Source organism: Calditrichota bacterium (assembly GCA_013152715.1).
Classification (GTDB): domain Bacteria; phylum Zhuqueibacterota; class Zhuqueibacteria; order Thermofontimicrobiales; family Thermofontimicrobiaceae; genus 4484-87.
Genome location: JAADFU010000199.1, coordinates 1 through 12,479, shown reverse-complemented (window position 1 = coordinate 12,479; position 12,479 = coordinate 1). Strand labels below are relative to the sequence as shown.

Genomic DNA, 12,479 nt, shown 5'->3' with positions numbered 1-12,479 from the left:
CCGGAAATTTCCGACGCGGAATACGATCGGCTGATGCGCGAGTTGCAAGCGCTGGAAAATCAATTCCCGGATTTGGTCACGCCCGACTCTCCGACGCAGCGCGTGGGCGCGGCGCCGCTGGAAGCGTTCGAGCCTTACGCGCACACCACGCCCATGCTCAGCCTGGATAACGGCTTTGACGAAGGCGAGATTCGTGAATTTGAATCACGGCTAAAAAAAATGCTCCGGCCTGGCACCAGTGTGGAATATGTCGCCGAGCCAAAGTTTGACGGGCTGGCAGTCGAACTGATTTACGAGAACGGTGTGTTAACGGTTGGCGCCACGCGCGGCGATGGCATTGTCGGGGAAAATGTCACGCAAAATATCAAAACGATTAAATCCGTGCCGCTACGATTGATCGACAGAGAAATTCCGCCGCCGGGGAGACTGGAAGTCCGCGGCGAAGTTGTTTTGCCAATTCAGGAATTTGAAAATTTAAACCGTCAGCGCGAAAAAGATGAAGAGCCGCTTTTTGCCAACCCGCGCAATGCCGCTGCCGGCTCGCTGCGGCAGTTGGATCCTAAAATCACTGCGAGCAGGCCTCTGGATTTATTTTTCCATAGTCCGGGACAGGTGGTGGGTTACGAATTTCATACGCACTGGGATTTTTTGAATACCATTGCCAAATGGGGGCTCAAAGTTTCTCCGCTGAAACAGCTCTGCCGCTCTCTGGACGAAACTTTTGCCTTTTATTCCCAACTCATGGCAAGGCGAGAAAATCTGCCCTACGAAATCGACGGCATGGTCATCAAAGTGAACGATATGGCGCAACGGGCAACCATCGGAGAAAAAACCCGCAGCCCGCGCTGGGCCATTGCCTACAAATTTCCCGCGCGGCAGGAGATCACGCAAATCATCGACATCATCGCGCAGGTTGGCAGAACCGGTACGCTCACGCCGGTAGCGGTGATGAAACCGGTTCGTATTAGCGGCGTGGAAGTCAGCCGGGCCACGCTGCACAACCAGGACGAAATCGATCGCAAAGATATTCGTATCGGTGACTGGGTTGTGGTGCAGCGTGCCGGTGACGTCATTCCGGAGGTCGTGAAGGTCATCGAAAGCCGCCGTACCGGAAACGAAAAAAAATATCAGCTTCCGGACAAATGTCCGGTCTGCGGCAGCCACGTGGTTCGGCTGCCGGACGAGGTCGCCCATCGCTGTCAAAATATGTCCTGTCCGGCGCAGCTCAAGCAACAGATTAAGCATTTCGCCAGCCGAAACGCCATGGACATTGAGGGCATTGGCAACAAGTTAGTCGATCAATTGGTTGATTCCGGGCTGGTGAAAAATGCGGCGGATTTGTATTTTTTGACAAAAAAACAATGGGCAAATCTGGATCGATTGGCTGAAAAATCAGCCAGTAACATTATTGAAGCATTGGAAAAAAGCAAACGTATCTCGCTGGATCGTTTCATTTACTCCCTGGGCATTCGTTTTGTCGGCGAACATGCGGCAAAATTGCTCGCCCAACATTTCAAATCATTGAAAAAACTAAAAAAAGCGACCTACGAGGAATTGCTCGAGATACACGAAATTGGTCCCCAAAGCGCGGGCAGCGTCGTGGAATTTTTTAATGAACCCAAAAATTTGCAGACGATCGAGCGACTGCTGGAAGCGGGCGTTACGATTGAAGAAGTGAAAGAGTCCGACGCCGGAGTAAAACCGCTCGCCGGAAAAAGTTTTGTTTTCACCGGAGCGCTGGAAAATTACAGCCGCCACGAAGCAGAACAGTTAGTGGAATCGTTGGGAGGCAGAGCCACTTCGTCCGTCAGCCGTAACACAAGTTACGTTGTCGTGGGAAAAGACCCGGGCTCGAAAGCAGAAAAAGCCCGGCAGTTGGGAGTGAAAATTTTGAATGAAGAAAAATTTCGAGAGATGGTTAGCAAATAAGCGTTTTTTTCTAAACTAAAATTCGGGACAAAAGTGTACCCTTACCTCGGATGTGGCGCACACTTGGAATACAATTAAATAAAAAATTTATGACAGAATCCGCCAACTTTTTACTGCCTGTTCTCAAATACTTTCTGAACACGCTCGTGCTCACCCTGAAAATTATTCTTGGCTCATTTTTCCCGGTTGTTTTTGCCTGCTTCGTTTTGAATTTGCTCGCAAAAGAACAAAACCGTCGCCTCTACCAAATTGGCGGCTGGAACGCGCTCATGACTACGGCGTGGATTGGCACGCCGGTGCATGAACTGAGTCATTTTCTCGCCACAGTAATTGCGAATCACAAAATTGTCGATTTGCAGCTTTTTAAACCCAACAAACGAACGGGCACACTGGGTTACGTCAGCCACAGCTACCAAAGCGACAGTTTTTACCAGGCGACATTTGGCAATGCCATTGTCTCCATTGCGCCGTTTTTTGGCGGCGCCTTGGCAATTTATCTGTTGAGCAGTTTTCTTTTTCCGGACTTCTCTCTTTTCTCCGATGCCGTGCCTAAAATCAAATATTTTCCCATTGACAAAATTGCTGAACAGGGCAGTTTGTCCGCTTTTTTTCGGTCACATCTTGACTTTTTCGGCTATCTCATTCATGTCTTTTTTTCGCAGCCGATGCTCCACAGTTGGAAATTGTATGTCTTTCTGTTCATCATGTTCGGCATCGCCAACCATCTGTCGCCCTCGGGGCCTGATTTTGACAATTTCTGGCAGCCGTTGGCGTTTTTCCTTTTTGGCATCTTTCTGCTCAATTTGGCGATTTATCCGCTGATTAAAAATCCGGGACATTTGATGGGAACGATTTCCGACTATCTGTTTTTTTTCATGCCCATCCTTTATTTGGCAATTTTTGTCAGCCTTATCTGGCTGGCGATCACTTACGTGACTTATGGCGTGATCAGCCTCTTTCGCCGCGGTTAATCAAACAACTCATGCAGCACATCAAGGGCGCGTTGAATATCGTCGCTGTCAACCGCCAGACTCGTCACAGCGCGTACCAATGTTTTGCCGAACGGGACTAACAAAATCCCTTTCCCCGTCATTTTTGCCACAACTTCTTCCGCAGTCAAACCCGCGTTAACCACGTCGAACACGACGATATTTGTTTCCACGTGTTCGGGATTGACGTCGAAATTTGAAATTTTAGCAATTTCACCGGCCAATTTTTTGGCATTCGCGTGGTCTTCTGCCAGACGCTCCACATTGTGATCCAGGGCATACAGTGCCGCCGCTGCCAGAATTCCCACCTGACGCATGCCGCCGCCCAGCATTTTTCTGTTTCGATGCGCTTTTTCGATGAAAGATTTTTCGCCGACAAGTATGGAGCCGATCGGCGCGCCCAATCCTTTGGAAAAACAAAACATCACTGAATCAAAATATTGAGCATAATTTTTTGGTTCCAGACCAGTTGCCACGCACGCGTTGAATAATCGCGCGCCGTCCAGATGCATGCGAATGTTGTGCTTTTTGGCAATTTTGGAAATCTCTTTGATCTTTTCCAGCGGATAGATGGCGCCGCTGCCGCGGTTGTGCGTATTTTCTAAAATGAGCAGTCTCGTCTGTGGAATGTGCACATTTGGCTGACGGATCGCGTTCTCAATTTGCAGCGGCTCAAGAATGCCGCGCGTCCCGGGCAGCGGATTAATTTGCACGCCTGCCAGCGCTGCAGCGCCGCCGACTTCGTAGTTGAATGTGTGAGATTCGCGTTCAACAATAATTTCGTCTCCGGGCTGCGGGTGCGTCATAATCGCCAGCAAATTTCCCATAGTCCCGGAAGGCACAAACAGCGCCGCCTCTTTGTCGAGCATGTCAGCCACGCGCTCCTGCAGCAAATTCATCGTGGGGTCGTCGCCAAAAACATCGTCTCCCACTTTCGCCGCTGCCATTGCCCGGCGCATTTCCTCGGATGGCTTGGTCACCGTATCGCTGCGCAAATCGACAATTTTATTCATTTGCTTCCTCCGTCTTTATTTTGCCGCCGGGTAAGAACCTAAAATTTTAATAAACTCGGCGATCTCCTTCAAATGCTCAATGGCATTTTGACAATTTTTATCAGTCAAATTTCCTGAAAAATCGAGATAAAAAAGATATTGCCACGGCTTGCCGCGCAAAGGCCGGGATTCAATTTTCAGCAAATTAATGTCGCGCAGGAAAAAGACGCTGATGCTTTTGAAAAGCGCGCCAGGAATATGGCGCGTGGAAAAAACGATCGAAGTTTTGTTCGGCTCGCCGAAATGAATTTCTTTTGCCGAAATAATTAAAAATCGGGTGTAATTTTCCTGAAAATCTCCAATTTCTTCTTTCAAAATGCGCATCCGATAGTCTTGCGCTGCGAATTTGCTGGCAATGGCTCCGGTGTTTTTCAGATTTCTTTCCGCAATTAATTTGACGCTGCCTGCCGTGTCGTACGAGGGAATAAATTCGATTTGCGGATTTCCCCGAATGAAATTCCGACACTGATCCAGAGCTGCCGGATGGGAATAAATTTTTTGCAATTGATTGAATTCCACGTCCCTCGGCGCAATCAAGTGCAATGAAATGCGCAGATTCACTTCGCCGACAATTTGAATGCCGTCTTCCACCAACAAATCATAATTGCGGTGAATGCTGCCGGAAGTTGTATTTTCAATGGGGATAATTCCCAATTCCGGTTCGCCTTTTTTCACAGCTTCAAAAACATCTTCAAACGTCGGCTTCGGGTGACAAATTGTGTCTCCCTCTAAAAACTTCTTCGCCGCAATTTCACTAAAAGCGTAGTGCTCTCCCTGAAATGCAATCTCGTAGTTGTGATTCACGTTCTTCAGCCCGAACTTTCTGTCAATAATAAATTTAAAAATATGCCTTTTCACATCAAATAAAAACTCAAAACTCGTAACTCGAAACCACAAAAAAACGCCCCGAATTTTCTTTAATCGAAAAAAGGGGGCGTTTATGTCAACTTCAAATTACTGATTAAGTTTGAACCATTGCAAGGCGATCAATGTTTTCGCATCGTTGATTTTGCCATTTTGCATCATTTTAAATGCCCGCTCAAATGGCATTTCAACAACGCGAATATCTTCGCCTTCGGCAATCACACCGCCTCCTGCAGAGGTTTGTTGCTCCGGGGAAATTTCCCCGTAAAAAAGATAAATAATTTCATTGCTCGCACCCGGGGAAGGATAAAAATGAAAAATTGGCTGCAAATTTTGCACGGAATATCCTAATTCTTCCTGAATTTCCCGTACAATCGTCTGTTCCGGCGTCTGGCGACTTTCCACTTTTCCGGCGACAATTTCTAAAATCCATGCCCCTTGCGGTTCTTTGGTGTAAACCGGGTAACGAAATTGCTTCACAAACAGAAATGTTCGCTTCGCCGAATTCACAACAATAGCTGCCACCGAGTCGCCTCTGTCCACATTCAGCCGAATCAGTTCCTTTGTTAACGAACCATCAAACTTTTCATGTTGAATAACGGAACGGTCTACCCGCACAAAATCGTCCAGCAGCCGTTCCTTATTTTTCACAATCACTTTCATCTACCGAATCGCTTTATAGTCCAAAAACAGTGAGTAACACGACATTTGAAAAACAAGATGGTAAATTGCCAGCAACGCAGTGAAGACGGTCACCTGCGTGATGTCATTCATGTAGCCCACGAGCCAACTGGCAAAAAAGAACGTCGCAGAGGCAATGAAACTGATCAGCATCGTCGAATAATAGAAAACGTTGCTCTTTTTGCCGGGCGCGGGAATACTCTGTTTTTTCCAGAGAAAAGCCGAGCGCGCAATATCATCGGGAACACGGCCATTAACGATATAAAATTCTTTTATCTGATTCATGGCTTCGGCGCTGCCCCACCACGCCTGACGCAGACGAATCATGTGCATAAAATACAGCCAGCCGATGATGTTCAAAAATATCGCCAATCCGATTAAAAAAGAGCCTTTGATGCCGGCAAGTTCTGTCAGGTCCATGTCCAAAACGCGGGCGCCGATGAAAGAAACTACCGCCCCTGTGATGAGCAAAAAGAAATTGATCATCGAATGCCTATCATCCATGGCTTGCCTTGCCGTCTCGCGAATGTATTCGAACTCTTTCTGCATAATTGTGGAAAATTCAAACGTATTTTCCTGAAGTCGCGGGTTTTTGAGCTTTTTAATCTGATAAACCCTGGATGCCGTCATTTTGCGATAGGCAAAATAAGTGATGAAAATGAACAACTGTATAACGATCAGAAAAATTACCATAGCCTGTTGATGAAACTCAGGCCGATACAGGAACGCCGTAAAAAGAAAAATCACATTGACGGCGATGACGATGGCGATAAAAATCGCGCGTTTAAAAGAGCTGTCCATCGTACAAATCATACTACACTCCTTCACATTGATTGAAATCGATTAATTGAGATACCTTGTGCATGTGAGCAGGAGCGGTGTGTTGCAATGGTAAAAATTTCCCGGGTCTGCAATGACTTTTTCCTTCGATAAAAATTCCTCCATCTTTTGGGTTAAAAATGCACCGGCCGAATCTTCCGGCAAAGCAATGCCATCATTTGGCACTGACAAATTGCTCGACAAAATATTTCGGCGTCAAATATTCGCCGGTCGCGCGCTTGATCATTTCATTCCAGACGTAACGGTCGCCCGGTTTGAACACGTTTTCTTTGAGATACTTTCCGATCTCCTTTTCGCCGACGTAGGCGATGGTCTTGGCGGATTTTGCTTCCACAATTTGCGTAGCGATGTAATGATGTAATTGGGAAGCCAGAAGTTCGCCGAGCATGTAATTGTGATAATAAACCGGCGCAATGGTGAAATGAATTTTCGCCGCCCAATCCGGGGCATTGCGATGAGGCGGACGTTTGATCATTTGATATTTTTCCACCAGATCCCACCAAAGTGTATTCAAATCCTGATCCGGATTCTCGTACAGCGCACGCTCGAAACGAAACATCACCTGACACCAGCGGGCGAAAATGAGTTGCTTCAGCGCCAGACTTTTGTCCACCACCGCGGCGATTTGGTTGCGTTCTTCATCTGACAAATTAATCATTTTTTGCAGCCAGTAAGCATTGCGCGACAATCTGCCGAACATCATGGCGATGGCTTCAGTCGTGAAACTGTGCGCCGGCTCGCGCAGCAGAAATGGCAAATCCCGATCAATGTATTTGTCGTACACCGCGTGCCCCAACTCGTGCAGAATTGTTTCCATCCACTGCTCGTTATTTTGCAAATTCGCGAGCACGCGGATGTCGCCGCTGCGGTCGATGTCGGTGCAAAACGCATGGGGATTTTTGCCTTCTTTTTCGTACAAATCGCTGCGTTTCAGAATAGCGTCTACTTCCAGATTGATGGAATAGTAAAAATCCCGCGCCAGCTTTTTCACATCCTGATCCGCGTAATATTTGTCCAAATCAACCTGGTAAACCAACGGCCCTTCCTGAAAAAACGGATCGTGATAATGCCAGGGCATTAGTCCCTCGGCGCCGATGCCGTAGTATTCCGCTAAAATACTATCCAGTTCGGCTTTCATCTTTTTGAACGGCTCGCGCGTCAATTCGTCCAGTTCATCGAAAATTTTGGTGAGATCGTCTAAATTTTGCTCGCCCAAAGTCAGCGACATCACGTAATAATTGTCAAAACCTAACTGGTGCGCGGCAGCGTTTCTTAGTTTGACCAGTTGAATCAAGTCGTCCGCTACCTGCTGACCGACCTGTTTACTCGCCATCCAGGCTTCGCGTCGCTTACGGGAGTCGGTTTCTTTTTTCAAAATTTTTATGATTTCATTATCGGTTACCTTTTTTCCGTTCAACGTCGCGCGAAAAACGCTAAACTTGTTCTCCACCTCGCTGCTTTTTTTGACCATCTTTTCCAGCAAATCCGGATCAACTTGATTCCCCAGATAAGCATTGTAAAGCACTTCCAACTGGCGCTTTTTCAGTTCATTTTTAATTTCGTCCGACTCTTTCAACTGTTTGACCAGAGCAAATTCCGCAGAATCGGCGTAAATTTTCCGGTAAATCAATTCCAATTTCGCGTACCGGTCGTAATCTTCTTTTTTCCCGGAAACCGCGGCGTTCCAGTAAACCGTATTCATCTCAGTGGTGAGAGGCTGAATGACCTTGAGATGCTTTTCCAAAAACTCGTCAAATTTTTTCTCCATGGGATTCCTTCCACATCCAAAAACAAGGGTAATAATCACTGCTAAAATTAAAAAACGCCCCATGTGTTTCATACGACCTCCCAGACAATTATTTCTTGCAACATTCCTAACGAAATAATAAGAAATAATATCGTTAAATTCAAGTCTTTTTTGATGATTGGGCACATATTTTGGCAGCGGAAAGCGATATTTTGATGTCAAAGAGGTTACATCCGTTCAAAAAGAAAATTTTCCGATTTTGAGATTTCTATTGATTTTTTGCAAATAGATTGTTAATTTCCATTTAAAGAAGAAAATGAAACTTTTTATCCAATCAAAATTTCATGCCAAGATCATTAACCCGCCCAATTCTCTCTCATTATTTTCATTTCTCAATGCCCGGGAATATTTGTCCAATTCTTTGGCTCAATTTATTGACCTTCCTGTATACTCACTTTGCAAGAGATGATTTTTCAAAAAGTCTAATTCTTTTTTTTGCATACCCAAAATCGGAGGCTTGTTATGAAAAAATTTCTAATCTCGTTTTTGACTTTCTTGCTGTTGTTTAGTCCTTTAGCAGCAAAAAAATCTTCCCAAAATCTGATCTCTTCAAAAATCGTTTCCGGTTTGAAATTCCGCAGCATCGGGCCGGCATTTACTTCAGGACGTATCGCTGATTTCGCCGTAAATCCGAAAAATCACAGCGAATGGTACGTGGCAGTAGCTTCCGGTAACATCTGGAAAACCGAAAATAACGGCACAACTTTCAAGTCGGTGTTTGACAAGTACGGCGCTTACTCTATTGGCTGCCTGACAATTGATCCCAATAATCCCAATGTGATCTGGGCGGGAACCGGCGAAAATAACAGCCAGAGAGCGCTGGGTTACGGCGATGGCGTTTACAAGACTGAAGACGGCGGGAAGTCCTGGAAAAATATGGGGCTGAAAACCTCGCGCCAGATCGGCAAGATTCTCATCGACCCGAGAAATTCCGACGTCGTTTACGTGGCTGCCGAAGGCTCGGTCTGGGGACCCGGCGGAGAAAGAGGATTGTACAAATCAGAAAACGGCGGTAAAACGTGGAAAGCGATTCTCACAATTAGCGAAAATACTGGCGTTTCCGACCTCGCTATGGATCCGAGAAACCCCGACGTGATTTATGCGGCATCGCACCAAAGAAGACGCCATGTATTCACAAAAATCGACGGCGGGCCCGAAAGCCGTATTTACAAAACCACTGACGGCGGAAAAACGTGGGTCAAACTCAAATCTGGCCTTCCCGGCGGACATGTCGGGGCAATTGGGTTGGCTGTTTCTCCGGTGAATCCCGATTACGTTTACGCCATTATCGAAGCCGAGGGCAGCAGCGGCGGATTTTTTCGCTCTACGGATCGCGGGGCTTCCTGGCAGAAAATGAGCGGTCACGTCGCTAACAGCCCGCAATATTACAATGAAATTTTCTGCGATCCGGTCGATGCGAATAAAGTTTATTCCATGGAAACAATTGCCCAGTACACGCTGGACGGCGGCAAAACGTGGACCGCAATCGGGAATCGTTTCCGCCACGTGGATGACCACGCGCTTTGGATTGCGCCGGAAGATACGCGACACTTGCTTATCGGCGGCGACGGCGGAATTTACGAAACATTTGACGCCGGAAAAAATTGGGTCTTCAAATCAAATTTGCCGGTCACGCAATTTTACCGCGTGGCAGTGGATAACGAAAAACCGTTTTACTACGTTTACGGTGGCACTCAGGACAACAATAGCATGGGAGGTCCCTCGCGAACGACATCCTCCTTCGGCATCGTGAACGATGACTGGTTTGTCACCAATGGCGGCGACGGCTTCTGGTCTGCCTGCGATCCGGAAGATCCGAATATCGTCTATGCAGAGTCACAATACGGCGGCATGGTTCGCTACGACAAACGCAGCGGCGAATCCATCAGTATCAGACCCCAGCCGCGAAAGGGCGAGTACACTTACCGCTGGAACTGGAACACACCGCTCTTTGTCAGTCCGCATTCTTCCACGCGAATTTACTGCGCAGCCAACAAAGTTTTTCGCAGCGAAGATCGCGGCAATACCTGGCAGGTAATCAGCGACGACCTGACGCGCCAGATCGACCGCAATAAACTACCGCTAATGGGCAGATACTGGAGCGTGGACGCTGTGGCTAAAAATGCCTCGACCTCGCTGTACGGCACAATTGTTTCGCTGGCGGAATCTCCGCTGCAGGAAGATTTGCTTTACGCCGGAACAGACGACGGATTGATTCAGGTCACCGAAGACGCTGGAAAGACCTGGCGGAAAATTGAAAAATTTCCCGGCGTGCCAGAGACAACTTACGTCAGCGATATTCTGCCGTCAAATTTTGACGCGAATGTTGTTTACGCGTCTTTTGACAACCGCAAACGGGATGATTTCAAACCCTATATCTTGAAAAGCACGGACAAAGGCAAAACCTGGAAGTCCGTCGCCTCAAATCTCCCGAAAAACGGAACCGTGCATACCATCCAACAGGATTTTGTCGATGCGAATCTTTTATTCGTCGGCACTGAGTTCGGTTTCTTTTTCTCGATTGACGGCGGCAAAAATTGGACGCAGTTGAAATCAGGTCTGCCGACGATCGCCGTGAGAGATATTGCCGTTCAAAAACGGGAAAATGATCTCGTGCTGGCAACTTTTGGCAGAGGATTTTATATTCTTGATGATTATTCTCCGTTGCGCTTGTTGTCAAAAAAAATTATTGATAAAGAGGCAGATATCTTTCCAATAAAAGACGCGTTGATGTTTGTGCCCACTCGCGGAAAAACAAATCAGGGCTCGACCTATTTTGCCGCGCCTAATCCGCCGGTAGGTGCAGTTTTCACTTACTACTTGCAAAAGGCGCCGAAAACTTTGAAACAGAAACGCAAAGAAAAAGAACGCAAACTTTTCAAAGAGAAAAAATTTATTCCTTACCCTTCCTGGGATCAGTTGCGCGCAGAAGATAATGAAGAAAAACCTTATCTTTTATTCACTATCTTCGACAGCGAAGGAAATATTGTCCGCAAAATTCCAACTTCAGCGAAGAGCGGAATTCATCGGATTGTTTGGGATTTTCGTTATCAGGATCCGAGTCCGATCTCACTGCGCAGCAACAAATACAATCCGCTCTCTACCGGGCGGAGTGGCCTTCTGGCAGCGCCCGGCGACTACAAAGTTTCCATGTCGCTCAGCGTTAATGGTAAATTGAAAGAACTGGTGCCGCCACAGGAATTTAAAACCGTGGCGCTGGACAACACGACTCTCCCGGCCAAAGATCGCATGGAACTGGTGACGTTCCAGAGCAAAGCGGCGGAACTTTATCGCATCGTTCAGGGGACAATTAACGCAACGCAGGAATTGGCAGAAAGAATCGAGTACATCAAACAGGCAATTCACAATTCCCCAGTTCCGGATTCAGAACACATGGCAGACGCCAGGGCTCTGGAAGCCTCAGTCGATTCTTTGCTGATCAAATTCGTCGGCGACAGAACCATCAGCCGCCGCAACGAAAATCCGCCGACTTCTCTTTCGAGCAGATTGCGGACTATGGCTTACACGCATCGTCGCTCCACTTCTGACATCACAACTACGGAGAAGGACGCTTACAAAATCATTAAAGATGAGTTTGTACCGCTATATCAGAAAGTAAAAGAAATCCACGATGTCCGCCTGCCGGAATTGGAGAAAAAACTGGAAGCCATAAAAGCGCCCTGGACGCCGGGGAGGCTGCCGGTTTGGGAAGAGAAATAGCTTCTATTTATTGACAATTTTTGTGAAAAACTAAAAAGAATGCCTTTCGCACCAACGCAAAAGGCATTCTTTTTTTTTCAAAGGAGAACAAGCAAAGTGGCTTACTTCATCAAAATCAGTCGTTTCGTCTGGGAGATTTTTTGGTTGTTTTCACCAAGATAAACAACTTTCAGTAAGTAAATACCGCTGTTCGCCTCGATGCCGTATTCGTCACGACCGTTCCACATCATTAATTTTTCTCCGGCCATGACTTGCCCGTCGTTCAGGGTGATCAACTTTTGCCCGCGGATATTGTAAATCGCCGCGAATAACATGCCGTTCTCCGGAATCTCTAACTTGATTTTTGTTTCCATGTTGAAAGGATTCGGATAGGGATTTAACAACTGAAATGTAACTGGTACTGTTTTGACATCAAATTTTTCTTGAGATGGGTCATCATTCCTTTTAGCAATGCCTATTATTTCCAGTTTTACGGCATCCGCGACAATTGGCGCAGCCACCGCATTAATCTCTACAACAAAATCTCCGCTGAAACTAAATACGCCTAACTCTATCCATTGGCTATGTACGGCCTTTTGATCTAAAACAAATTCACTC

The 12,479-nt window shown here is 46.8% G+C and carries 9 protein-coding genes; 3 read left to right on the top strand and 6 right to left on the bottom strand.

Going from position 1 to position 12,479, the window contains the following annotated elements; translation table 11 throughout:
* The coding region (ligA, locus tag GXO74_15810; GenBank protein NOZ63117.1) for an NAD-dependent DNA ligase LigA at positions 1-1,929 on the top strand (1,929 nt) is incomplete at its 5' end.
* 89 nt (positions 1,930-2,018) lie between these two features.
* Complete coding sequence (locus GXO74_15805; GenBank protein ID NOZ63116.1) at positions 2,019-2,900, top strand: hypothetical protein; 882 nt, start codon at positions 2,019-2,021, stop codon at positions 2,898-2,900.
* On the opposite strand, the gene ltaE is transcribed toward GXO74_15805, so the two are convergent.
* The 5 genes from ltaE to GXO74_15780 form a co-directional block, all read right to left on the bottom strand.
* Positions 2,897-3,922 (bottom strand): low-specificity L-threonine aldolase, encoded by a 1,026-nt coding sequence (gene ltaE / locus GXO74_15800; protein ID NOZ63115.1) that lies wholly within the window; start codon positions 3,920-3,922, stop codon positions 2,897-2,899. The two genes, GXO74_15805 and ltaE, sit on opposite strands and share 4 nt — an antisense overlap.
* Before the next feature lie 24 nt (positions 3,923-3,946).
* Positions 3,947-4,774 (bottom strand): prephenate dehydratase, encoded by an 828-nt coding sequence (pheA, locus tag GXO74_15795; protein ID NOZ63114.1) that lies wholly within the window; start codon positions 4,772-4,774, stop codon positions 3,947-3,949.
* Positions 4,775-4,924: 150 nt separating this feature from the next.
* Positions 4,925-5,497, bottom strand: a complete 573-nt coding sequence (locus tag GXO74_15790) for an NUDIX hydrolase (protein ID NOZ63113.1) — start codon at positions 5,495-5,497, stop codon at positions 4,925-4,927.
* On the bottom strand, positions 5,498-6,328 hold the full coding sequence (locus GXO74_15785; GenBank protein ID NOZ63112.1) for a hypothetical protein: 831 nt from the start codon (positions 6,326-6,328) through the stop codon (positions 5,498-5,500).
* Positions 6,329-6,509: 181 nt separating this feature from the next.
* The gene (locus GXO74_15780; GenBank protein NOZ63111.1) at positions 6,510-8,123 is read right to left on the bottom strand and encodes a M2 family metallopeptidase; all 1,614 of its coding nucleotides are present in this window, start codon (positions 8,121-8,123) and stop codon (positions 6,510-6,512) included.
* 501 nt (positions 8,124-8,624) lie between these two features.
* Here GXO74_15780 and GXO74_15775 point away from each other — a divergent pair.
* A complete protein-coding gene (locus tag GXO74_15775; GenBank protein ID NOZ63110.1) occupies positions 8,625-11,882 on the top strand; it encodes a glycosyl hydrolase in 3,258 nt (1,085 codons plus the stop codon).
* A gap of 101 nt (positions 11,883-11,983) precedes the next feature.
* Here GXO74_15775 and GXO74_15770 read toward each other — a convergent pair.
* Positions 11,984-12,479, bottom strand: a 496-nt coding sequence (locus GXO74_15770) for a T9SS type A sorting domain-containing protein (protein ID NOZ63109.1), incomplete at its 5' end; no start/stop codon positions are given.

Bases quoted from the DNA above. Each gene is read 5' to 3' on its own strand.
- GXO74_15805 (NOZ63116.1), top strand. From the start codon at position 2,019: ATGACAGAATCCGCCAACTTTTTACTGCCTGTTCTCAAATACTTTCTG.
- GXO74_15790 (NOZ63113.1), bottom strand. From the start codon at position 5,497: ATGAAAGTGATTGTGAAAAATAAGGAACGGCTGCTGGACGATTTTGTG.
- GXO74_15785 (NOZ63112.1), bottom strand. From the start codon at position 6,328: ATGATTTGTACGATGGACAGCTCTTTTAAACGCGCGATTTTTATCGCC.
- GXO74_15780 (NOZ63111.1), bottom strand. From the start codon at position 8,123: ATGGAGAAAAAATTTGACGAGTTTTTGGAAAAGCATCTCAAGGTCATT.
- GXO74_15775 (NOZ63110.1), top strand. From the start codon at position 8,625: ATGAAAAAATTTCTAATCTCGTTTTTGACTTTCTTGCTGTTGTTTAGT.